24 protein-coding genes and 1 riboswitch are annotated in these 21,356 nt (G+C 70.6%); of the genes, 6 read left to right on the forward strand and 18 right to left on the reverse strand.

Annotation, left to right across the window (positions count from 1 at the left end):
* The first annotated feature begins 37 nt into the window (after nt 1-37).
* Nucleotides 38-1,987, forward strand: a complete 1,950-nt coding sequence (locus VDQ83_RS02670) for a DUF3857 domain-containing transglutaminase family protein (protein ID WP_455433745.1) — start codon at nt 38-40, stop codon at nt 1,985-1,987.
* Between the two features lie 74 nt (nt 1,988-2,061).
* Entirely contained in the window at nt 2,062-2,688 is a 627-nt protein-coding gene (gene lolA, locus VDQ83_RS02675; protein WP_455433746.1) for an outer membrane lipoprotein chaperone LolA, read from the forward strand.
* Between the two features lie 34 nt (nt 2,689-2,722).
* On the opposite strand, the gene dmeF is transcribed toward lolA, so the two are convergent.
* On the reverse strand, nt 2,723-3,832 hold the full coding sequence (dmeF, locus tag VDQ83_RS02680; protein ID WP_455433747.1) for a CDF family Co(II)/Ni(II) efflux transporter DmeF: 1,110 nt from the start codon (nt 3,830-3,832) through the stop codon (nt 2,723-2,725).
* Between the two features lie 180 nt (nt 3,833-4,012).
* Here dmeF and VDQ83_RS02685 point away from each other — a divergent pair, with 180 nt between their 5' ends.
* Entirely contained in the window at nt 4,013-5,323 is a 1,311-nt protein-coding gene (locus VDQ83_RS02685) for a replication-associated recombination protein A (RefSeq protein ID WP_455433831.1), read from the forward strand.
* Nucleotides 5,324-5,394: riboswitch (Fluoride riboswitch) on the forward strand.
* A 108-nt stretch (nt 5,395-5,502) separates the two neighbouring features.
* Nucleotides 5,503-5,922, forward strand: a complete 420-nt coding sequence (gene crcB / locus VDQ83_RS02690; protein ID WP_455433748.1) for a fluoride efflux transporter CrcB — start codon at nt 5,503-5,505, stop codon at nt 5,920-5,922.
* Nucleotides 5,923-5,941: 19 nt separating this feature from the next.
* On the opposite strand, the gene VDQ83_RS02695 is transcribed toward crcB, so the two are convergent.
* From VDQ83_RS02695 to VDQ83_RS02775, 17 genes are all read right to left on the reverse strand, one after another.
* Nucleotides 5,942-6,274 (reverse strand): DUF3325 domain-containing protein, encoded by a 333-nt coding sequence (locus VDQ83_RS02695; RefSeq protein ID WP_455433749.1) that lies wholly within the window; start codon nt 6,272-6,274, stop codon nt 5,942-5,944.
* A complete protein-coding gene (locus tag VDQ83_RS02700; RefSeq protein WP_455433750.1) occupies nt 6,271-7,893 on the reverse strand; it encodes a PepSY-associated TM helix domain-containing protein in 1,623 nt (540 codons plus the stop codon). Before VDQ83_RS02700 ends, VDQ83_RS02695 begins: the two co-directional genes overlap by 4 nt.
* On the reverse strand, nt 7,890-8,237 hold the full coding sequence (locus tag VDQ83_RS02705) for a DUF3649 domain-containing protein (RefSeq protein ID WP_455433751.1): 348 nt from the start codon (nt 8,235-8,237) through the stop codon (nt 7,890-7,892). Before VDQ83_RS02705 ends, VDQ83_RS02700 begins: the two co-directional genes overlap by 4 nt.
* Before the next feature lie 493 nt (nt 8,238-8,730).
* A complete protein-coding gene (locus VDQ83_RS02710; protein WP_455433752.1) occupies nt 8,731-9,387 on the reverse strand; it encodes a tetratricopeptide repeat protein in 657 nt (218 codons plus the stop codon).
* Entirely contained in the window at nt 9,381-9,866 is a 486-nt protein-coding gene (locus tag VDQ83_RS02715) for a cytochrome c-type biogenesis protein (protein WP_455433753.1), read from the reverse strand. Before VDQ83_RS02715 ends, VDQ83_RS02710 begins: the two co-directional genes overlap by 7 nt.
* Nucleotides 9,863-10,405 (reverse strand): DsbE family thiol:disulfide interchange protein, encoded by a 543-nt coding sequence (locus VDQ83_RS02720; protein WP_455433754.1) that lies wholly within the window; start codon nt 10,403-10,405, stop codon nt 9,863-9,865. Before VDQ83_RS02720 ends, VDQ83_RS02715 begins: the two co-directional genes overlap by 4 nt.
* Nucleotides 10,402-12,387 carry a heme lyase CcmF/NrfE family subunit gene (locus tag VDQ83_RS02725; protein WP_455433755.1) on the reverse strand — a complete coding sequence of 662 codons (1,986 nt, stop codon included), beginning with the start codon at nt 12,385-12,387 and terminating at the stop codon, nt 10,402-10,404. The genes VDQ83_RS02720 and VDQ83_RS02725 overlap by 4 nt, the downstream gene beginning before the upstream one ends.
* Before the next feature lie 58 nt (nt 12,388-12,445).
* Nucleotides 12,446-12,922 carry a cytochrome c maturation protein CcmE gene (gene ccmE / locus VDQ83_RS02730; RefSeq protein WP_455433756.1) on the reverse strand — a complete coding sequence of 159 codons (477 nt, stop codon included), beginning with the start codon at nt 12,920-12,922 and terminating at the stop codon, nt 12,446-12,448.
* Nucleotides 12,906-13,121, reverse strand: coding sequence for a heme exporter protein CcmD (ccmD, locus tag VDQ83_RS02735; protein ID WP_455433757.1), 216 nt, complete (start codon nt 13,119-13,121; stop codon nt 12,906-12,908). The genes ccmE and ccmD overlap by 17 nt, the downstream gene beginning before the upstream one ends.
* On the reverse strand, nt 13,118-13,921 hold the full coding sequence (locus VDQ83_RS02740; protein WP_455433758.1) for a heme ABC transporter permease: 804 nt from the start codon (nt 13,919-13,921) through the stop codon (nt 13,118-13,120). The genes ccmD and VDQ83_RS02740 overlap by 4 nt, the downstream gene beginning before the upstream one ends.
* 11 nt (nt 13,922-13,932) lie before the next feature.
* Nucleotides 13,933-15,261 (reverse strand): S8 family serine peptidase, encoded by a 1,329-nt coding sequence (locus tag VDQ83_RS02745; protein WP_455433759.1) that lies wholly within the window; start codon nt 15,259-15,261, stop codon nt 13,933-13,935.
* Complete coding sequence (locus VDQ83_RS02750; RefSeq protein WP_263398317.1) at nt 15,258-15,902, reverse strand: zf-HC2 domain-containing protein; 645 nt, start codon at nt 15,900-15,902, stop codon at nt 15,258-15,260. The genes VDQ83_RS02745 and VDQ83_RS02750 overlap by 4 nt, the downstream gene beginning before the upstream one ends.
* The gene (locus VDQ83_RS02755; RefSeq protein ID WP_263398318.1) at nt 15,899-16,486 is read right to left on the reverse strand and encodes an RNA polymerase sigma factor; all 588 of its coding nucleotides are present in this window, start codon (nt 16,484-16,486) and stop codon (nt 15,899-15,901) included. Before VDQ83_RS02755 ends, VDQ83_RS02750 begins: the two co-directional genes overlap by 4 nt.
* Before the next feature lie 66 nt (nt 16,487-16,552).
* Nucleotides 16,553-17,314, reverse strand: coding sequence for a hypothetical protein (locus tag VDQ83_RS02760; protein ID WP_455433760.1), 762 nt, complete (start codon nt 17,312-17,314; stop codon nt 16,553-16,555).
* A 246-nt stretch (nt 17,315-17,560) separates the two neighbouring features.
* Nucleotides 17,561-17,959, reverse strand: coding sequence for a c-type cytochrome (locus tag VDQ83_RS02765; RefSeq protein ID WP_263398320.1), 399 nt, complete (start codon nt 17,957-17,959; stop codon nt 17,561-17,563).
* A gap of 28 nt (nt 17,960-17,987) precedes the next feature.
* Nucleotides 17,988-19,349: a cytochrome C gene (locus VDQ83_RS02770; RefSeq protein ID WP_455433761.1), complete on the reverse strand. Its 1,362-nt coding sequence runs from the start codon at nt 19,347-19,349 to the stop codon at nt 17,988-17,990.
* Nucleotides 19,350-19,409: 60 nt separating this feature from the next.
* Nucleotides 19,410-19,919 carry a cytochrome b gene (locus tag VDQ83_RS02775; RefSeq protein WP_455433832.1) on the reverse strand — a complete coding sequence of 170 codons (510 nt, stop codon included), beginning with the start codon at nt 19,917-19,919 and terminating at the stop codon, nt 19,410-19,412.
* Nucleotides 19,920-20,266: 347 nt separating this feature from the next.
* Between VDQ83_RS02775 and VDQ83_RS02780 the strand changes: the two genes are divergently transcribed.
* On the forward strand, nt 20,267-20,683 hold the full coding sequence (locus VDQ83_RS02780; protein ID WP_455433762.1) for a sugar 3,4-ketoisomerase: 417 nt from the start codon (nt 20,267-20,269) through the stop codon (nt 20,681-20,683).
* Nucleotides 20,684-20,687: 4 nt separating this feature from the next.
* Nucleotides 20,688-21,353: an acetyltransferase gene (locus VDQ83_RS02785; protein ID WP_455433763.1), complete on the forward strand. Its 666-nt coding sequence runs from the start codon at nt 20,688-20,690 to the stop codon at nt 21,351-21,353.
* Nucleotides 21,354-21,356 lie beyond the last annotated feature (3 nt).

Here is a 21,356-nt window from a genome sequence, read left to right on the forward strand (position 1 = left end):
CGACGCTGGCGGCCGCTTCCGCTCGCCGCCGTTGCCGATGTCCCGCACCGCCTGGGTCCTGCGCCCGCTGCTGTACGTCCTGCTGGCCACGGCCTGCGCCACCGCCGTGGCGCAGCCGACGCCTGCCGCCACGGCGGCCCGGGCTCCGGCCGCCGCCGCGCCCGAGGTCGCCAACAACTACAGCTACGTGCGCTACCGCGCCGACTACGAAGTGCGCGACGACGCCAGCAGCGTGGAGACCGACGAGTACGAGCTGCTGCTGAAGACCAAGGCCGGCGTGGACAAGTTCAGCCAGGTGCGACTGAGCTACAGCGAGAAGCTGGAGACGCTGGAGGTGCTGGCCGCCTACGCGATCACCCCAGACGGGCTGCGCCACGACGTGCCGGCCGACAAGATCTACACCCAGGAAAGCTATTCCAGCGCCTCGGCGGCGATGTACGCCGACCGCAAGGTCAAGGTGGTGGTGTTCCCCAACCTGATGCCGGGCACGCGGCTGGTGTACCGGGTGCGCCGCACCCAGACCGTGCCGTACTTCCCCGGCTACTTCAGCCTGTGGGAGACCTTCAGCGTGTTTTCCCAGTACGACGACGCCACGGTGACCCTGGTCGCGCCGCGGCGCATGCCGATGCACCTGTACACGCGCGGCGTGGACGGCGGCAACAAGCCCAAGATCGACGGCGAGCAGGCGCGCTGGGAATGGCGTTACCAGCGCCGCGAGCCGATGAAGAGCCAGAACTGGGCGGCGGCGACCTGGGAATTCAGCCCGACCATCATGGCCAGCAGCTTCCGCCGCTGGTCGCAGATGGGCCAGGCCTACCAGCGCAGCAGCGGCGTCGCCGCGCAGGTCACCCCCAAGGTGCGCGCGCGCGCCGAGCAGATCACCGCCGGCATCGACGACCGCCGCGCGCAGGCGGCCGCGCTGTACGAGTGGGTGGCGCGCAACATCCGCTACGTGGCGGTGTACCTGGGCAACGGCGGGCTGGAACCGAACAGCGCCGACAGCATCCTCGACAACCACTACGGCGACTGCAAGGACCACACCGTGGTGCTGGAGGCGCTGCTGGCGGCCAAGGGCATCGCCAGCACGCCGGTGCTGATCGGCGCCGAGGGCGGGCCGACCCTGCCCGAGGTGCCGGTGCTCGGCCGCTTCAACCACGCCATCACCTACCTGCCCGAGTTCAAGCTGTACGTGGACTCGACCAATCCCTACGCGCGCTTCGGCCAGTTGCCGGCCGGCGATCTGGGCGTGCCGGTGCTGCATACCGTGGACGGCACCGTGGCGCGCACCCCGCCCAACGACGCGCGGGTGAACCTGTACCGCGCCGAGGCCGACTACCGCTTCGCCGCCGACGGCAGCCTGAGCGGCACGACCAAGCTGGACAGCGGCCAGATCGGCGAGATCGGCCTGCGCACGATGTTCGTGCAGCTCAACACGCAGAACCGCACCCGCATCGAGGAATCGATCCTGGCCACGTCCGGCTTCGACGGCAGCGGCGAACTGGTGCTGCAGGGCGCGCCGCAGGACCTGAGCCAGCCGTTCGGCTACGCCTACCGGTTCCGCGCCAGCGACTACGTCGACTTCGGCGTGGTCGGCGGCATGACCCTGCCGCAGATGCCCGGCGCCGACTCGGTGCGCGGGGTCTACGCGACCACGTCGGCCGAGCGCAACCTGACCCCGTTCTACTGCAACGACAACGCGCGCAGCGAAACCTACCGGCTGACCTTCCCGGACAGCGTGCCAATCATCGCGATTCCCGCCGACACCCGCTTCCGCAATGCCGCCGGCGAATACACGGCGACCTGGGTGCGCGACGGGCAAACCGTGGTCGCCACGCACGCGCTGCACCGGCGCGCGGTGCATGGACCGCAGGCGCTGTGCCAGCCGCAGGACTACGCGGCGTTCCGCGAGCTGTACCAACAGGTGCGGCGCGGCTTCCGCGGGCAGATCCTGTACGGCGACCTCGGCCGCATGCAGACCGGGCCATGAGCGCAGCCGCGTCTGATCGCCTATTCAGCTTTGCCGCGGCACACTTCCCACACTCCATCCGGAACTCCATCCGCATGCTTCGCACACTCCGCTACACCGTCCTCGCCACCGCCTTGCTGGCCGGCAGCGCCTTCGCCGGCGCGCGCGAGGACCTGAACACCTTCACCCGCGGCCTCAAGGGCCTGGACGGGCAGTTCGCGCAGAAGGTCTACGACGGCAAGGGCGCGCTGAAGGAAACCGCCAGCGGCCGCGTCGCGTTGTCGGCGCCGCGCCTGTTCCGCTGGGAATACCGCAAGCCCTACGAGCAGCTGATCGTCGCCGACGGCGGCAAGGTCTGGGTCTACGATCCGGACCTGAAGCAGGTCACCGTGCGCACCCAGGGCGCCGAGGAGCAGAACAGTCCGCTGACCGCGCTGATCGACCCGGGCAAGCTGGACCGCCAGTACGACGTCAGCGAGGAAGCGGTGGCCCGCGACGGCCTGCAGTGGCTGTCGATGACGCCGAAGGTGGACACCGAGGCCAGCTTCCAGATCGCCAAGCTTGGCTTCGACGGCAACGGCCTGGCCAGGATGGAAGTGGTCGACGCGGTCGGCCAGCGCACCGAGATCAGCTTCAGCGGCTGGAAGCGCAATCCGGCCTTCGCCGCCGGCACCTTCCGCTACGTGCCGGACAAGGACGTGGACGTGGTCGGCGACCGCTGACGCGCGCGACCGGCCGCGGCCATGCCGCGCCGGCTCAATCGGGGCAGGTCTGCACTTCGATGCTGACGTGCCCCAGCGTCGCCACGCCCTGCAGGCGCGCGTGGTAGAACGCCGCCGGCCGCGGCCGGTGGGTCACCAGCGACACGATCGCCGCGTGCTGGCCCGGGCCGACCCGCCACACGTGCAGGTCGGCGATGCGCTCGTCGTCCTGTTGCAGACGCTCGCGGATCTGCGCCTGCAGCGCCGCCGGCGCCGAGGCATCGAGCAGCACCGCGCCGGTATCGCGCAGCAGCCCGATCGACCAGCGCGCGATGACGATGGCGCCGACGATGCCCATCAACGCATCCAGCCACAGCCAGCCCAGTTGCCTGGCCAGCAGCAGCGCGACGATCGCCATCACCGAGGTCATCGCGTCCGCCAGCACGTGCATGTAGGCCGAGCGCAGGTTGTGGTCGGTGTGCGCGTGGCTGTCGTGGGCGCCGCCGGCATGCGCGTGGTCGTGGTCGTGGTCGTGCCCATGGTCATGGGCGTGCTCGTGGGCGTGCTCGTGCCCGTGGTGATCGTGATCGTGATGGTGATCGTGGCGATGCGCATGGAGCTTCGCGGCGGGGGCGGGCGAATGCGTGTGCGACGGATGGTCATGTCCATGGGTGTGTCCATGTCCATGATCGTGTCCGTGGTGATGGTCGGCGCCGAGCATCCAGGCGCTGAGCAGGTTCACCAGCAGGCCCAGCGCGGCGATCCACAGCGCCTCGTCGTAGGCGATCTGCACCGGCTGCGCCAGGCGCAGCGCCGACTCCACGCCAATGCCCAGGGCGATCAGCGCCAGGATCAGCGCGCTGGAGAACCCGGCCAGGTCGCCGACCTTGCCGGTGCCGAAGCTGAAGCGCGGGTTGTGCCGGTGGCGGCGTGCGAACCAATAGGCGAAGCCGGTCAGCGACAGCGCGCCGGCATGGGTGGCCATGTGGATGCCGTCGGCGAGCAGCGCCATCGATCCGGTCCACCAGCCGGCGACGATCTCCACCACCATCATCGCCGCAGTCAACCCGACCACCGCCCAGGTCCGGCGCGCATTGCGTTCGTGACGCTCGCCGAGGAAGTCGTGCGCATGGGTGAAGGCATCCAGCGTGCGATGGTGGCTCATGGCGCGGACACTCGGCGGAGGAGGGGCGTGCGATTGTAGCGCTGCGCCGGCCCGCGTCTGCGCCGCGCAGGCGCACCGCGACGCGCGGCGCACGGGCGCCGGCGATAGAATGTGCAGGTGGCCAAACGCAGACTCCTCGTCCCCGATACCCCCGACCTGCTGAGCGTCGATCGCGATGCGATGCGTCCGCTGGCCGAGCGCATGCGCCCGCGCACGCTCGACGAGATGGTCGGGCAGAAGCGCCTGCTGGCGCCGGCCAGCGCGCTGCGCCGCGCGGTCGAGTCCGGGCGCGTGCATTCGATGATCCTGTGGGGGCCGCCGGGCTGCGGTAAGACCACGCTGGCGCTGCTGCTGGCGCAGTACGCCGAGGCCGAATTCAAGGCGATCTCGGCGGTGCTGTCCGGGTTGCCGGAGGTACGGCTGGTGCTGGCCGAGGCCGCGCAGCGCTTCGCCGACGGGCGCCGCACCGTGCTGTTCGTCGACGAGGTGCATCGCTTCAACAAGGCGCAGCAGGATGCGTTCCTGCCGCACATCGAGCGCGGCACCATCCTGTTCGTCGGCGCCACCACCGAGAACCCGTCGTTCGAACTGAACTCGGCGCTGCTGTCGCGCTGCCGCGTGCACGTGCTGGAACCGGTGTCGCCGCAGGACATCGTCGAGGCGCTGCAGCGGGCGCTGCACGACAGCGAGCGCGGCCTGGGCGGCGAGGCGATCCAGGTGTCGGACGCGGCGCTGCTGGAGATCGCCGGCGCCGCCGACGGCGACGTGCGGCGCGCCTTGACCCTGCTGGAGATCGCCGCGGAACTGGCCCAGGGCGAGGGCGGCGAGATCACCCCGCAGACCCTGCTGCAGGTGCTGGCCGACCGCACCCGCCGCTTCGACAAGGGCGGCGAGCAGTTCTACGACCAGATCTCGGCGCTGCACAAATCGGTGCGCAGTTCCAACCCGGACGCTGCGCTGTACTGGCTGACGCGCATGCTCGACGGCGGCTGCGATCCATCCTACCTGGCGCGGCGCCTGACCCGCATGGCGATCGAGGACATCGGCCTGGCCGACCCGCGCGCGCAGCAGATGGCGCTGGAAGCCTGGGACATCTACGAACGGCTGGGCAGCCCGGAAGGCGAACTGGCCTTCGCGCAGCTGGTGCTGTACCTGGCCAGCACCGCCAAGTCCAACGCCGGCTACGCCGCCTTCAACCAGGCCAAGGCCGAAGTGCGCGAGAGCGGCACCCAGGAGGTGCCGCTGCATCTGCGCAACGCGCCGACCAAGCTGATGAAGAACCTCGGTTACGGCGAGCACTATCAATACGACCACGACGCCGAGGGCGGCATCGCCCTGGACCAGACCGGGTTTCCGGATGCGATGGGCGAGCGCGTGTACTACCGGCCGGTCGAGCGCGGCCTGGAGATCAAGCTCAAGGACAAGCTGGACCGCTTGCGCGCCGCGCGCGAGCAGGCGCGGGCTGACAAGGCCAAGCTTCCGCGGCCATAATCGGGCCCAGGAGATGGCATTCCTCCTCGAACCGCCCGCAGCACCTGCGCGCTGATGATGCCTGCCCAACCCTCGCCGGGGCGGCAGGCCTGCGCCCTGGCATCGCCTTTTTCGGAGACCACGATGCCGCCCTTCGTCCTTGCCTTTCCACGCCCTGCCGCCGCATGCCGGAGCCACCCATGAACTTCGCCCTGTGGTGGCAGCAACTGCTGCTGGCGATGGCCGGCGGCGCGGTCGGCTCCGGGCTGCGCTTCGCCGTGGGCAGCGCACTGCTGCAGCGCTACGGTGCCGGCTTTCCATGGGGCACGCTGACGGTGAACCTGGTCGGCGCGTTCTTCGGCGGCTTCCTGCTGGTCTGGATCGAAGGCAAGGGCGCCAGCGCGCCGTACTGGCGGGCGCTGCTGATCGTCGGCCTGCTCGGCGGCCTGACCACGTTCTCCTCGCTGATGATGGAGAGCCTGGTGTTCCTGCGCGGCGGGCGCGGCGGCATGGTGCCGGTGTACCTGGCGATCACCCTGGCGGCTGGCCTGCTGCTGGTGATCGGCGGCGCCCGCGTGGCGACGGAACTGCGTCCGCCGGTCGTCGGGGTCGACAAGTGAGCGGCGCTGGCCAGGCGTGCTAGGACAACAGCGCGGCGACCAGGCCCAGCGGCGGTGCCGCCAGCGCCAGCGGCACGATGGCGCGGGGCCGATAGGGGAGCAGTCCGTAGGTCAGCAGCGCGGCGCTGGCGCTGAGCGTGCCCAGCCACAGTACCGGGCCGATGGTCCAGCCCAGAGCCGTCACGCAACACGCGAACGCCGCGGCCAGCAGCAGCCAGCCGACGCTCCGCAGCTGGCGCATCCGCGCCGGCGCGGCGCGCTGCGTGCCGTGCAGCTCCACCTGGTGTTTCTCCATCGCCAGGCACAGCGCGACGAAGCCGGAGAAGGCCAGGCCCAGGCCGAGCGGGCTCATCGCGCTTCCAATGCCGCGACCGACGCCGGCTGCGCCGACGCCGCGCGTTCGCGGGCACGACGTTCGGCCGCCGACAACGGCGGCTGCCAGCGCTGCATGCGCCGCGCGGCGACCGCCAGCGCGCAGCCCAGCCCGAAGCACACCAGATCCACCGAGGCCAGCGCCCAATCGCCGGCCGGCAAGGTCATGCCCAGATGCGCATCGGTGGTCAGCGCGTTGAGCACCGGCAGCAGCGCAAACATGGCCGCGCCCAGATACAGCTGCCAGGCCCACATCGCGCGCCTGGGCCAGACGAAGGCGGCCAGCAGCGCCGCCGCCCAGGCGAGGAAGAACACCGCCGCTTCCTGGTCCGGACGCTCGGCCACCTGCAGCGGGATCAGCCGGTTGCCCCAGAAATAGGCGGCGAAGGCGATCGGCAGCCCGGCCACCGCGCCGATGTTCAACGCATCGACCAGGCGCAGGCCGAAGCCGATCCTGCCGGCCTTGGCATGCTTGGGCCGCTCCTTGACCGCCCACAGGATCACCCCGCTGGCGACCATCAGGCAGCCAAGCAGGCCCGATCCGAAGAACAGCCAGCGCAGCCCGGTCCCAGCGAAGTGCGCCAAGTGCAGGCCATATAGGGTGCTGCGGGTCTGCGCGGCGGCGCCGGGCTGGCCGCTGCGCGCCAGGACCTGGCCGTTGCCGGCGTCGAGCAGCAGCGACGGCGGATCGTAGGCCAGGCGCTGGCCGCCGCCCTGGCGGATCTCGATCACCGCCGCGGCGTCGCCCGGGTTGTACAGCGAGAACCCGGCGATCGGCGCCTGCGCGCCCCATTCGGCCCGCGCCACGTCCAGCAGCCGCGCGATCGGCAGGCGCCGGCCGGGCTGGCCGCTGGCCTCGCGGGTATTTTCCGGCTGCTGGAAGGCCTCGGCGTAGAACGCCGCTTCGGCATCCGGATAAGCGACCTTGATGCCCCACGGCAAGTACATCAGCATCAGTGTGACCAGCCCGGTGTAGGTGATCATCGCGTGGTAGGGCAGGGCCAGCACCGCACTGACGTTGTGGAAATCCAGCCACGAGCGCTGCCCCTTGGCCGGGCGGAAGGTGAAGAAGTCCTTGAAGATCTTCTTGTGGGTGATGACCCCGGTGATGATCGCCACCAGCATGAACATCGCGCAGAAGCCGACGATGTAGCGCGCCCACATCACCGGGATGTAGTGCAGATCGAAGTGCAGGCGATAGAAGAAGTCGCCGCCGCGCGTGTCGCGCGCGGCGCTGGCGCGGCCGCTGAGCGGATCCAGCAAGGCGTCGCCAAATCTCTGCTTGCGGCTCTGCTTGCTGCCGTCGGCCGGCGGCGGATTGCGCCAGAACACCTGGGTGAACGACGAACGCGCGCCCGGCAATGCCACCGTCCATTGCGGCGACTGCGGCGCTTCGCGTTCCAGCAACGCGATCGCGCGCGCGGCGACGGTGTCGGTACTCAGCTGCGCATGCGGCAGCTCCGGACGCATCCAGCGGCTGATCTCGTCGCGGAAATAGCTGGCGGTGCCGGCCATGAAGATCAGCAGCAGCACCCAGCCGACCAGCAGCCCGGTCCAGGTATGCAGCCAGGCCATCGACTGGCGGAATCCCTGCTTCATGGCGCGTGCTGCTGCAGCCAGGCAATGGCCAGCGCCATCGGCGCCAGCACCGCGAGAATGCCCAGCCAGGCGCGCGCCGCACTACGCGTGGCGAACGCCCACAGCGCGGTGCAGGCGCAGACCAGGATGCCCAGCATCATGCCGCTCAGCACTGCCTGCGCGCGCAGCGACGGCCACAGCAGCGGCAACAGCGCGGAGGTCGCCGCGGCCAGCGCATAGCCGCCGAAGATCGCCGCCACGCTGCGCGAAAGCACGCCCAACCAGGGCGGCAACGGACGCCGCGGCGTGGCGGTCGTGCCCGGGACGCGGGGATCGGGCAGGGGGGCGGGAGGAACTGGATGCATGGAAGCCTTGTCGGGGAAAGGCACCGGCTTGGCATCGGCTAGGCGGGAGCGTGGCAGCAGCAGGGATGCTGATCACGTTAATGATACGCATTCCTATCTTCCGCGTGCAACGCGTGGCATGGCTGTGCTGCGCGGCGCCTGCAAGTGGGACGCATGGATCAGCGAACCGCCAACCGCTCCTTCGAAGGCGCCCTGAAATCCGGCAAAGCGGCCAGCTGGCGCTGGCCGGCGGCTATCCCAGGCTGCGCCTCGCCATGCCTGCGGCGGGCTCCTGGGTCGAAGCTGACAGGGCTTGCATGCGCGGGGATGGAACCTCGACTGGTTCTCGCAGGCTCGGGCGCCGAACGGCCGGAAGGCTTGGGATCCAAGACTTGCATGCACGAGCGAACCACATTGCGAAGCCATTCAAATGCCGCCTGCGCTGAAAAGACAGGATCAAGACCGCTCTCCGAGCAGGTGCGGCCGCCGGCGAAGGCACTAGGTCGAGCCAGCTTCAGCGCGTCGCAGCGCTCGTGGGAGCAGGCGCCGCGGCCATCGCTTCGGCGGCAGCGATTTTCTGAGCCACCGCCTCGCGCAGCGGGGACGCGTCTGGCAGCAGGCTGTGCAGGTGACGCCAGCGCACCGCGGCTTTGGTGTAATGCTGCCGCTGGAATTCGCCGATGCCGAGCATCCACAGGGCGCGCTGGTTGTCCGGTTGCTGCGCGAGCACGCGCTCGAGCATGCCGTGCGCGGTCGCGCCGACGGCGAAGTCGGCTTGCTGCGCCATGTCCGCCTCGACCCAGCCGAGCATCGCCTCGCTGTTGTCCGGATCGATCCGCAACGCCTGCGCGTAGGCGTCGCGCGCTTCGGCGCTGCGTTTCGATTGCACCGCCACGGCGGCCTTCTCCAGCCATTGCTGCAGTGTTCGCTGCGCCACGGCCGGGTCGGGCGCCGGTGGGGCCTGCACGGGCACGCCGGCAAGTGCGGCCGGGTCGCCGACCAGCAGATACAGGCCGGCGCTCGCCAGCGGCAGCGTCGCTGCCAGCAGCGCCGCGGCGGCGATGCGTAGCATGCGCGCGCCCGGACGCCGGCGCAGCAGCGGCCACAGCAATGCGCTCAATGCGACGGCCACCATCAGCGTGGCGGCGATGCAGAAACCGGCCGTCACCATTGTTCTTCCGGCTCCTGTTCCGGCGGCGCGTGCGCCGCTGCGGCGGCCCGGCGCCGCAGCGTGGCCACGACCATGGCTGCGCCGCCGAACAGGAACAGCAGCGGACCGAACCACAGCAGCCAGGTCGCCGGCGCCAGCGGCGGGTCGTAGAGCACGAACTGCGAGTAGCGATCGACCATGTACTGCTTGATCTGCGCGTCGCTGCGGCCGGCCTGCAACTGCGCGAACACCTGGTGGCGCAGATCGCGCGCCAGCGTCGCGTTGGAGTCGGCCAGGTTCTCGTTCTGGCAGACCAGGCAGCGCAATTGCGCGGTCAGGCGCTGGAAGCGCAGTTCTTGCTGCCGATCCTGGAACGGCAACGGATCCACCGCCTGCGCCGCCGCCGGCAAGGCGTGGGCGAGCAGCAGCAAGGCCAGCAAGGCCAGCCACGGCGTGGTCCATGGCCGGCTGCGTGGCGTCCGCGCGAATGGCCCGCTCATCGCTGCGTTCCGTCCAGCGCGGCGATCGCCGGGCGCAGTTCTTCGGCGATCACCGCAGGCGTCAGCACGCCGACATGCTTGTAGCGGATCACACCCTGGGCATCGACCAGGAAGGTTTCCGGGGCGCCGTAGACGCCGAAGTCGATCGCGCGCTGGCCGTCCTGGTCGACCACCACCAGCGCATACGGATTGCCGCGCTGCGCCAGCCAGGCGCGCGCGTCGCGCGGGTCGTCCTTGTAGGCGTAGCCGACCAGGGCGACGCCGAGATCGTTGGCGTGCGCCAGCAGCACCGGATGCTCCTCGCCGCAGGCCAGGCACCAGCTGCCGAACACGTTGAGCAGGTAGGGGCGGCCGTGCAAGTCGGCGCTGCCTGCGCGCTGCGCTGGGTCGTCCAGGCGCGGCAGCGAGAACGCCGGCGCCGGTTTGCCGATCAGCGGCGAGGGCACCTCGCGCGGGTCGTGCGCGCGGCTCCAGTAGATGCCGAAGCCGAACAGCGCGGCCAGCAGCAGGAAGCCGAGCAGGGGCAGCAGCCGGCTCATGGCGATACGCCCGCTGCCACCGGGGCGGCAGGCGCGACCAGGCCCGTAGCGTGCGCGACCGCGTGCGGCGAATGCAGCCGGCGTGCGCAGGCGCTGACGAACCCGCCGAGCATCATCAGCAGGCCGCCCAGCCAGATCCAGCGGATGAAGGGCTTGTAGTACAGGCGCAGGGTCCAGGCGTTCTCGATGTGCTGGTCGTCCATCGGCTCGCCCAGCGCGACGTACAGGTCGCGGGTGACGCCGGCATCGATCGCCGCCTCGGTCTGGATCCGCTCGCTGGAATACAGGCGCTTCTGCGGATGCAGCACCGCCACCGCCGCACCGTCGCGGCTCACCGTCAGCGTGCCTTGCTCGGCCTTCCAGTTGGGGCCCTCGATCATGCGCACGCCGTCGAAGCGGAACGCGTAGCCGCCGATCTGCTCGCTCTGCCCCGGCGCCAGGCGCACATCGCGCTCGATCGACAGGCTTTCCGACAGCAGCACGCCGGCCACGAACACCGCCACGCCGGCATGGGCCAGCAGCATGCCGGCCAGCTCCGCCGGGAAACGGCGGCCGCGCGGCGCTTCGCGCAGGCGTTTGTACGCGTACAGCGCGGTGCCGACGCCGATCCACGCCGCGGCGGCGACCCCGGCCACCGCGCGTGCCGAGCCGTCGGTCAGCACGAAGGCGACCAGTGCGCAGGCCAGTGCGGCCAGCACCGCGCGCACGGCCACCGCCTGCAGCGCGCCGGGTTCGGTCCGGCCCCAGCGCAGGTAGGGGCCGAACGGCAGCAGCAGCACCACCGGCAGCATCAGCAGCGGGAACAGCAGGCCGAAGTACGGCGGGCCGACCGAGACCTTGCCCAAGCGCAGCGCGTCGCCGAGCAGCGGGAACAGCGTGCCCAGCAGCACCATCGCCGCGGCCACGGTCAGCATCAGGTTGCCGACCAGGATCGCGGTTTCCCGCGACAGCGCCGCGAACGGCTTGCCGGCGGCCAGCCGCGGCGCGCGCAGCGTGTACAGCAGCAGCGCACCGCCGACCGCCACGATCAGGAAGCCGAGGATGTACAGGCCGCGGCGCGGGTCGGCGGCGAAGGCGTGCACCGAGGTCAGCACGCCCGAGCGCACCAGGAACGTACCCAGCAGCGACAGCGAGAAGGCCAGGATCGACAGCAGCAGGGTCCAGGCGCCGAGCGCGCCGCGTTTTTCGGTGACGGCCTGGGTGTGGATCAGCGCCGCGCCCACCAGCCACGGCATGAAGCTGGCGTTCTCCACCGGATCCCAGAACCACCAGCCGCCCCAGCCCAGTTCGGCATAGGCCCACCAGCTGCCGGCGACGATGCCGGCGGTGAGGAAGCCCCAGGCGACATTGGTCCACGGCCGCGCCCAGCGCACCCAGGCCTGCTGTTGTTCGCCGCCGAGCAGGGCGGCGATGGCGAAGGCGAAGGCCACCGAGAAACCGACGTAGCCGGTGTAGAGCACCGGCGGGTGGAACACCATGCCGGGGTCCTGCAGCACCGGGTTGAGTTCGTTGCCGTCCAGCGGCATCGGCGACAGCCGCGCGAACGGGTTGGAGGTGAACAGCACGAAGGCCAGGAAACCGGCGGCGACCAGGCCGAGCACACCCAGCACGCGTGCGGCGAACGCCTCTGGCAGGTGCCGGCTGCTGCGCGCCAGCAGCACCGTCCACAGATCGAGGATGGCGATCCACAGCAGCAGCGAGCCTTCGTGCGCGCCCCATACCGCGGCCAGCCGGTAGTACCAGGGCTGCGCCAGGTTGGCGTTGGCGGCGACGTAGCGCACCGAGAAATCCAGGCGCAGCAGCGCATACGCGAGCAGGGCGAAGGCCAGCCAGGCGAACAGCGCCTGCGCGCCGGCGGCCGGCCGCGCCACCGCCATCAACGCGCGATCGCCGCGCCAGGCGCCGAGCAGCGGCAGCACGCCCTGCGCCAGCGCCAGCAGCAGGGCCAGGATCAGCGCGAGCTGGGCCAGTTCGGCGGTCATCGCGGCAGGGCAGCCGAGTGCGGCCAGCGCAGCGCGGCGCGGCAGGGCGGCATCCGCGTCATGGCGTCGCGGAGGTGGCGGCCGACGCGGAAACCGTCGCCGCGGTGCGACCCTCATGGGCCTGCGCCATCGCGTCCTTCAGTTCCTGCGGCATGTAGGTCTCGTCGTGCTTGGCCAGCACCTCGGTGGCGACGAACCCGGCGCCATGCAGCGAACCGGTGGCGATCACCGCCTGGTTGTCGCGGAACAGGTCCGGCAGGATCCCGGTGTAGGCGACCGCGGTGGCGCCGGACTTGTCGATCACGGTGAACTCCACCCGCAGCGAATCGGCGCTGCGCCGGATCGAGCCGGCCTTGACCATGCCGCCGAGGCGGAACACGCGGTAGCCGTCGGCCTGGCCGGCCTGCACCTGGCTCGGCGTGAACAGGTAGCTGATGTTGTGCTGCAGGGCCAGCACGAACAGGCCGGTGGCGAGCGCGGCGGCGCCCAGCACCAGCAGCACGAGCAACAGGCGGCGCTTACGGGTGGGGTTCATCGGCGGTACCGGGCAAGCGGGAAGAGGCGCCGCGTTGGTGGCGCGCCTGTTCGCGCAGCACCTGCGCGCGCGTCTCGGCGAGCAGGCGCCGTTGCCGCCAGCGCGGCAGCAGCGTGTCCAGCAGCAGCACCAGCAGGAACAGCGCGTAGGCGGTCCATACGTAGGCGGCGTAGCCGCCCATCGCCCAGAAGCCGCTCATGCCGCGCGCTCCGCCGGCATGGCTGTCGTCGCCTGCGCCGCCGCGGATGCAGGTGCGGCCAGCGCCAGCGCACGTACCCAGCCCTTGCCGCGCTCCAGCGCCAGCAGATCGGTGCGCATGCGCCCGAGCAGGCTGGCCAGGTAGTAGCACTTGCTCGCCAGCACCGCGGTCAGCAGCGGCCACAGCATCGCCAGCGGCATCTTCGACGGGCCGAGCACGCGCACCGTGGAGCCTTGGTGCAGGGTGTTCCACCAGACCACGGAGAAATGCACGATCGGCAGGTTGATCAGCCCGACCAGCGCCAGCAGCGCCGCGGCGCGCGCGCCCTGGCGCGGATCCTCGATCGCGCGGTACAGGCCGATCACGCCCAGGTACAGGAACAGCAGCACCAGTTCCGAGGTCAGCCGCGCGTCCCAGGTCCACCACGTGCCCCACATCGGCTTGCCCCACAGCGAACCGGTGCACAGGGTGATGAAGGTGAACGCGGCGCCGATCGAGGCGGAGGCCATGCACGCCACTTCCGCCAGCTTCAGCCGCCAGACCAGGGCGACGAAACCGGCCGCGCCCATCGCGACATAGACGAACAGGCTCATCCAGGCGCTGGGCACGTGGATGAAGATGATCCGGTAGGCGTCGTGCTGCTGGTAGTCCGGCGGCGCCAGCACCAGGCCGCCGTAGAACGCGACCGCGCCGAGCAGCAGCGCCGCGCCCAGCGTCCACGGCCGGATCGTGCCGGCGACGCGGTAGAACGTCGCCGGCGAGGCGAGCCGATGCATCCATTGCGGAATCCACTTGGCCATGGCCGCCACGCTCAGCGCGCAGCAGCGGCGGCGCGGGGCAGGGCCTGCACCGCGGCGGCGGCATCGACCTGCAGCAGGCCGTCGCGTTGCCGGCTGGTCCGCTGCAGCAGTTCGTGGACGCTGCGCGCGTCCAGCTGCGGCGCCAGCGCCAGCAGCAGCGCGACCACGCCGCTGACATGCGCGGTGGCCATCGACGAGCCGGAGGTGAAGTCGTAGCCGCCGTTGGGCTGGGTGGTGAGGATGTCTTCGCCCGGCGCGCTGAGCACGCCCGGCGGCGACGGGGTAGTGCCGCTGGTGCGCACCACGATCACGCCCGGGGTGGCGTCGGGAAAGCCGTCCAGGCGGCCGTCCGGCGGCATCGCCGCGACCACGATGCGACCCTGCCGCAGCAACTGCTCGAGCAGCTTGTGCAGCAACGGGTCGGCCGGGCCGCCCAGGCTCAGGTTGACGATGCGCGCGCGGGTGTCGCCGATCGCGACCAAGGCCTTGGCCAGGGTGAAGGAATTGCAGCCCGCGCCGGCCCCGGCGCGCTGCGGATACCAGCAGGCCTTGTACACGTCGAGCATGGCCTTGGGCGCCATGCCGACGATGCCGAGACGGTTGTTGCTGCCGGCGGCGATGATCCCGGCCACTTCGGTGCCGTGGTGATCGCGATTGAATGCGGCGGGGTCGGCGCCGACCAGGTCGCGCACCTCGCGCAGCCGGCCCTGCAGGTCCGGGTGGGCGGTATCCACGCCGGTATCGACGATGGCCACGCCCACGCCCTGGCCCTGGCTCAGCACCTGCGCGGTGGCGGCGTTGGTCGCGGCGAAGCCGCTTTGCATGTCCACGTAGGGGTCGTTGTAGCGCAGCGCCTGCGCGGGCCTGGCCGGCGCGGGCGCGGGATCGGCGTAGGTGGCGAAGTCCTGCAGCGGCTGCGACAGGGCGACGCGTTCGTCCTTGGCCAGGGCCGCGAGCAGCGTGTCGCGCTCGATGCCCGGTGTCGGCTCCAGCACCACGCAGTACAGGCCGAGCGGCTTGAGCGGCCAGCCGGTCACCTGGCGCAGGCCGTAGCGCTGGGTCAGCGCGTCCAGCGTCGCCACCGCCTGGGTACCGGCACCGTAGTACTTGGAAGAGGCATAGCCGATCAGGTTGGAGCCGGCATGCCGGCCCGGCGCGGCCATCGGGTTGGCCACCGCCAGCACGATCTGGCGCTGGCTGTCCAAGGCCGGCGAGGCGTCCATGGCCGGCGTCTTCGCCGGCGTCGCCGGGGCCGCCGCAGACGCGCCGCCGCGGCCGCCATGGGCACAGCCACCGAGGGCGAGGCAGGCGACGAGCAGGCAGGCGCGACGCAGGTTCATGGGGCGGAAATCGGTTCCGCCAGGCGGATGCCGGGCGTCGCACGCAACTGCTGCACGCTGCGCTGCGGCTGCGCCGGCGAGCCGGCCTGGACCGGCACCACGGTGTAGGCGCCGGCGCCGTTGGGGCCGCCGACCACGCGCAGTTGCAGCTTGCGCAGCACCGCGTCCCAGTCGGCCAGGGTCATGCGCGCATCCGGCACCACGCGGATCGCGTCGCTCGCCAGCGGCTGCGCGGTGTCGCTGAGGGTGCGGTAGCTGGCGCCCTGGCTCTGGTCGCTGGCGGACAGCCTGACCCCGAGCACGCCCAGCCCGACCGCCTGCACCAGCGCCGCGGCGACCAGCGCCCGTGTGGTCCAGCTGGGGCGCACGCGCGCCGGCAGGCGCTGCGGCTCGGGCGCGTCGAGGCGGCCGAGCAGGCGCTGCAGTCCGGCTTCGGCATCCACCGGCACGTCGCTGGGCAGCGACATCGCCATGCGCAGCCGGCTCTGCTGCGCGAACTCGGCGCTGCAGAAGCTGCACTTGGCCAGATGCGCGATCAGCCACTCGTGTTGTTCTTCCGTGGCGCTGGCCTGCAGCACCCACGGCATCAGTTCCCAGGCGTGCGAGCACTCGTTGCCCGGCTCGTTGAAGCCTGTCTTCATGACGCGCTCTCCGTCAGAGGGGAAGCGCCGCCGGCCAATCCCGGCAGCACGTTGCGCAGCTTGACCCGGGCGTGGAACAGCCGCGCCTTGATGGTGCCCACCGGGCACTGCATGATCGCCGCGACTTCTTCCAGCTTGTGGCCCAGGCCGTAGACCAGTTCGACCACCATGCGCTGGTCGGCCGACAGCCGCTCCAGGCCCTTGCCCAGCCAGTCGCGCAGTTCGCGGTCCTCGTCCGGGTCGGCGGAGGAGGCGAAATGCTCTTCGGCGCTCACCCCGTCCTCGATCGCCTCGTCGCTGTGGTGGCGGATCGCCTTGAGCCCGCAGCGGTAGGCGATGCCCATGATCCAGGTCGACACCTGCGAGTCGCCGCGGAAATCGCCGGCTTTCTGCCAGGCGATCCAGAAGCAGTCGTTGATCGCCTCCTCGATGATGTCCGGGCGCCGGGTCAGCCGCGACAGGAACCGGCACAGCCGCCCGTGGTAGTTGCGGTACAGGGTGGCCAGCGCATCGCGGTCGCCGCCGGCCATGCGCCGGAGCAGCATGCGGTCGGTGGCATCGCCAAGTGGATCGGTGTCGGTCATGGAGGGCTGGCTTGGCAACGGGCACCGGTATGTGCCGGGTCGGCACGGAAAGGTTGCGTGTGCGGATCAGAAGGCGCGCGACACGGTGACCACCCACGGCCAGATCCCGTTGCCGCGCCTGGCGTAGATGCTGCGCGCATCGCTGAACACGCGGTCGATCTCCACGCTCCAGGCGCCGGCGTTCCACATCAGCCCCGCGTGGCCATAGCTGTAGTGGTCGGCGTAGTCCAGCCCGTACAAGGCCGGCGGGGCCTGGCTGATGCCGATCCCGGCCGACAGCGACAGCTGCCCCGGCAGCGGCTGGTGCACGGTGAGGTCGGCCGCGCCGTACCAGCGGCCGCGGTAGCTGTCGGGCAGCTCGAACGCGGCCAGCGACACGCTCAGCCGGTCCCGGTACGACCAGCCGAGGCTGGCCTCGTTGCGGTTGAACAGGCGGTTCATGCGGTTGCCGGGGTAGTCGTAGCGCAGCAGCCCGGCCTGCATCTGCCAGCTGTCGGACAGGGTCCAACTGCGCGACAGCTCGATCGTGGTCAGCAACTGGTGGCCCGGCGCGTCCAGCGCGGTACTGGCGGACGCGCCCAGCGACCAGCCCGGCGCGGGCAGCCAGTAGCCGGCGACCTGCAGGGACGGGGTGTCGGCGGTCACCGCGATGCCGCGATCGACCAATTGCGAACTGAGCCCGACCGCGCCGCCCAGCTTGGCCGCCAGTGCCGTGCCCGGCAGGCACAGCGCCGCCGCCAGCGCCAGCGCGCCGCGCAGCGGGCGCAGGCGCGCGGCACGCTGCGCCAGGTCACCTGCGGGCGCGGTCATGCCGGTCAGGATGCCCATGCATGGCGGTCGCGGGCAGGGCGGTCGGGGACAGGGAGCCGGCGGCGGAAGGGGCGGTTGTGCACGGTCGCTCGATGGTCGCAGGTCGGATCGCAGAGGACGCTGGGCGCGCGGCAGCGGCACCGCTGGAGCGCTCGCCCCGTGGACGATCGCCATTATCGGCATTGCGCACTGGCGGCGACACGGCACACACCCGGCGTCGGACGCCGGGTTCAGTTTCGACTATGCCGGGGCCGGGTGCCGACTTCAATGCAGGGAATTGAGATAGGCGATCAGGTCTTCCAGTTGCTTGCTGTCGTCGAGCCCGTCGTACTTCATGTTGGCGCCGGGGATGCCCTTGGACGCCGGCTGGGACAGGTAGCTGCGCAGCTTGTCGTCGCTCCAGGTCCACTGGGTCTTCTTCATCGCGTCCGAGTAGCGGTAGTCGGGCACGCTGCCGGCGCTGCGTCCGACCACGCCGAACAGGGTCGGGCCCTTCTTGTTCTTGCCCGGCGCCGCGCTATGGCATTCGGCGCATTCGGTGGCGAACACGCCGGCGCCGGGCAGGCCGCCGCCGGCATGCGCGGCGGGCGCGAGGGCGGCGCCGAGCGGCAGCAGGCTGGCCATCAGGGTGCACCACAGGGGAACTGCGTTGGCTGGTTTCATGACGATCCGTACGTGGGGGAAGGTGTGCTCAGAACGCCAGGCTCAGCGCCAGCGAGAACTGGTTCAGGTCGTGCGGGCGGGTCACCGGCAGGGCGCCGAACACGTTGCCGGTGGTGCCGTTGAACTTGCTGAAACGGAACCAGGTGGCGGACAGGCGCATATTGGCGATCGAGGTGAACGAATCGTCCTTGCCGAACGGCGCCCAGGAGGCGCTGATCAGGTTGCTGGTGGTGTCCGGGGCGCCGTACGGGCTGTAGCGGAACGCGTCGTCCGAGCCGGTATTGATGAAGTGCGCCAGCAGCAGGCCGTAGCTCTGCTTGTAGGTGTAGCTGAGGTTGATCGACTGGTCGCGGATGCTGCCGCGGCGCAGCCCGGCCACGCTGGGGTCGGCCGGGTCGATCGCCGCGCTGCCGTAGCGGCGGCGCTCGTAGATGTTGAGATAGCCGAGCTTGAGGATGTGCTCGCGGGTGCCCAGGAACTGGTAGTTCAGGTCGTAGCCCAGGTCGGTGAAGTCGTCGCGCGGGCCGGTGCTGCGCGGCAGCTGGCGATGGGTGGTCAGGGCGACCACGCCGGCGGAGAAGAATTGCTTCTTCATGTCCTTCATGTAGCTCAGGCGCAGGTAGCCGGTGTCGCTGAGCTTGCCTGGGTCGCCGCCGACCGCGTAGCCGAGGTCGTCCTGGGTGGAGACCGGCAGCGCGTTGTAGGTGCCGATCTCGCCGTACCAGTTGCGGTCGTACACGCCGTAGACGCTGGTGCCGATCACCCGGTTGGACAGCGAGGACTGGTTGAGCAGGGTGGTGGAGCTGGCGTAGGCCGAGGCCGGCCCCAGGCCGGAGGCGTTGGGCAGCACGCCGATCGGGTCCTGGCTGCCGGGGTTGTTGTTGACGCTGACCCCGAGCAGCGCGTCCTTGCCGCCGAGCTTGAAGGTCTTGGCGACGAAGCGCAGGTCCACGTTGTCCAGCTTGGTGGTGAACTTGTCCTTGCCGTTGTTGGTGCTGGAGACCTTGATGTAGCCGCCGATGTTGTCGCTGACGCGCCCTGCCAGGTACAGGTCGCCCTCGCTGAGCTGGTTGTTGGTCTTGCCGCGTACCGGCACGCTGCGGGTGCCGATGAGCTGCGCCGAGACCGGGACCTTGGTGCCGTTGCCGTCGCTGTCGGTGTAACCGTTGAGCTTGAAGCGCATGCCGTACGGGGTCAGCGCCGGGCCATAGGCGCCGATGTGGCAGTCCGCGCAGGAGGAGCCGGTCTGCCGCGCGAACGCCGGTACCGCCGCGGCGCGCGGGCTGACCAGCAGCAACAGCGAACCGAGCGTGGACCACAGCAGGACCTGCTCGGCGCCGCGCAGCGTGCCGGAACGGAAGAAGGAAGAAGGAGACGGGGCGGTCTGCATGCGATGGGTCCTTGAGCGGGTCGGCGCGGCGGCGGACGAGGGAAGGGCGTAAGGCGCGGCTCAGCCGCGGCGGAAGCGCAGCATTCGCCGCAGGGTTTCGTCGCGGCGCACGAAGTGGTGCCATAGCGCGGCACCGATATGCAGCAGGATCAGGCCGAGCAGCGCCCAGGCGGCATACACGTGCCAGGCGCCGAGCGTGTCGGCCAGATCCGGATCGGGGGCGACCAGTTCCGGCAGCGTGGCGGCGAACAGATGCACCGGCTTGCCCATGGCCTGGCTCAGCGCCCAGCCCAGCACCGGCAGGGTCAGCAGCAGCGCGTACATGACCACGTGGGTGAGCCCGGCCAGCGCCCGCAGCAGCGGCGAGGGAGCATCGGGGTCGTGGCGTTTGCCCAGGCGCAGGCGCAGCGCCACGCGCAGGAAGAACAGGCCGAGTACGAACAGGCCGAAATGCCGATGCCCCTCCAGCAACCATTGGCGTACGGCGCGGCCATCGACCTCTTCGCGCAACAGGATCAGCCCTGCCGCCAGCACCAGGCACAGCACGGTGAGCCAGTGCAGCACCACCATCGGCCGCGGCAGCGCCGCGCCTGCGGAGGTGCGCGGCGGATGCCCTGGCGCTTCGGAAAGGGCGAGATTGTCGTCGGCCTGCGTGGATGAAGTCATGGTGGCGTGCCCTGTCCAGGTCGTGTCGATGGAATGCGCGCTGCCGCTCGCGGCGCCGTGCGGCCACTGCCGAGCGCGCAGCGGGGCGGCGCAGTGGTGGTCGCAGATGGGTGCCGGGGGCGCGGCAAAAGGTTGCGTCGGCGTGGCGGCGGCCTTCGCATCGGCGTTGCGCGCGGCATGGCGCAACCTTTGCGCCGACCGGAAGCACTCAGCCTGGTAACTCCGCGTCGGAGTCCGTGTCGGACACATTCATGGCAATCGAACGAATCCAGTTGCGTACGCACGGCGATGAGCGCGGCCTGCTCGTGGCCCTGGAGCAGCAACGCGACGTGCCCTTCGACATCCGGCGCGTGTACTACCTGTTCGCCACCAAGCATGGCGTGCACCGCGGGCAGCACGCGCACCGCCATCTGAACCAATTGGCGGTGGCCCTGCATGGCTCGGTGTCGTTCCTGCTCGACGACGGCAGCGGACCGGTGCAGGTGGTGCTGGACGATCCCTGCCAGGGCCTGCTGCTCGGCAGCATGGTGTGGCGCGACCTGTACGATTTCAGCGGCGACTGCGTGCTGATGGTGCTGGCCGACCAGGCCTACGATCCGGCCGACTACATCCTCGACTACGACGAGTTCCTGCGCGAAGCGGGCGGCGAACGCAGGCAGGAGGCGTAGGGCCATGGCGAAACCGCTGGTCATCATTGGCGCGGGCGAACTGGCCCAGATCGCCTGCGAATACTTCAGCCACGACAGCGACTACGAGGTGCTGGCCTTCAGCGCCGAGCGCGACTACATCGCCGCGCCGACGCTGGCCGAGCGCCCGGTGGTGGCGTACGAAGACCTGGAACGGCTGTACCCGCCGGCCGAGGTCGAGGCGTTCGTGGCGATTCCCGCCAGCGGCCTCAACCGGCTGCGCACGCGGTTCTTCCTCGACGCCAAGCGCCGCGGCTATCGCCTGGCCAGCTACGTCAGTTCGCACGCCTTCGTCTGGCGCAATGCGCAGCTGGGCGAGAACTGTTTCGTGTTCGAAGGCAATGTGGTGCAGCCGTTCACCCGCATCGGCGACAACTGCATCCTGTGGAGCGGCAACCACATCGGCCACCGCACGGTGATCCACGACCACGTGTTCGTCGCCTCGCATGCGGTGATTTCCGGCTACTGCGAGATCGGCCAGAGCAGTTTCGTCGGGGTCAATGCCACCTTCAGCGACGGGGTCAAGGTCGCTGCGGACAACGTGATCGGCGCCGGCGCGCTGGTCACCCGCGACACCGAGCCGGGCCGGGTCTACGTCGGCGCGCCGGCGCGCGCGGTGGCCGGCAAGTCCAGCTTCGACGTGACGCTCTGACGC

The sequence above is a fragment of the Xanthomonas sp. WHRI 7945 genome (genome assembly GCF_035026585.1).